The sequence below is a fragment of the Candidatus Symbiopectobacterium sp. NZEC135 genome (assembly GCF_025962695.1).
Genome location: NZ_JAGFPF010000562.1, coordinates 1 through 1215 on the forward strand (window position 1 = coordinate 1; position 1215 = coordinate 1215).

The 1215-nt window shown below is 37.4% G+C and carries 1 protein-coding gene; it reads left to right on the plus strand.

Translation table 11 applies throughout. The features are described from left to right. Window positions 1–778: 778 nt before the first annotated feature. Window positions 779–1215: phosphoadenosine phosphosulfate reductase family protein (locus tag J5224_RS28790; protein ID WP_264628510.1), on the plus strand; the 437-nt coding region annotated here is incomplete at its 3' end.

Genomic DNA, 1215 nt, shown 5'->3' on the forward strand with positions numbered 1-1215 from the left:
CGACCTGCAACACAACGGCGTTTCGAAATGAGAGCAACGTTAATGCGACCCTTCCCTGACACTCAAGAAGCAAACAAGATCGTTGGCAGCATGCCAAATACCACCAAAGTATTACCCCCATACCACAGTAGAATGAAATATGAGTTCAGATAATTCTTGATTTTAATGCCTGCTCATATCAGTCCAGACATTCGAAGTTTTCGCTTATAGCCTGATAAATACCAGCCAATGCCAAAGAATACAGATCTTCTACATTCAATAAAATCAAAACCAAATGGATTTTACCCGTCTGATTCTACTGGGTCACTGTCTCATTTAAGACACAAAAACAAATAAGATATCTCATACTTGACGATAAAAACGATCATTGAAAACACAAAAATCGACCACGCACGCACTTAACGCCCAGACTGACAATTACAACGATTATTAAACAGTAAATAAATAAACTATTAATGGCAGCTAAACCCATGACTATTTCCTTAAAAATATTTGCAATAAATTGAGCGAAAAATGACAAAAAATGACGAAAAAAAGTTTATATTAACGACCATAAAAAATACAAACAGAGGGATAACCCATTTATTACACTTTAACAAAATGATACACATCAAACAGTTAGAATCAAAGAGATAGGATGTCTCTCTTTGCCAACATGTCATTATTAACAAACATGATAACGAGATTCATTTCTCGCATCAGCCATAAAAAATATAAACCCGTCACAGAACGCTATTAGTCGGCAATACAGAAAAAACTTTACCGCCAGGGCAATGAGATGAAAGAGACACATTCCATATCCAACGTTTTTGATGCGGCGTTATTACGCCTTGATATCGTTTTCAGTGATTATGAAAAAGTGTGTATCTCCTTATCTGGAGGAAAAAGTTCAACCGTATTATTACACCTCGCCGCTACTGTTGCTAAAGCTCACGGTAAAAAACTCACCGTGTTGTTTATTGATCAGGAAGCACAACATACGCAAACTATTTCTCATATACAACGTTTGAAACAGCTATACCGCGAGGTAATTGAAAATTTTTATTGGATTGCGTTGCCGCTCACAACAGAAAATAACCAATCCGATCATTCACACACCTGGATATCTTGGGAAGACAACGTTGAATGGTGGAGAATTCCTCCAGCAGGCACCATTACGGATCAGCATATCTTTCCGTTTTACCATTATGCGATGACAGAGGGCAATTTTACCTC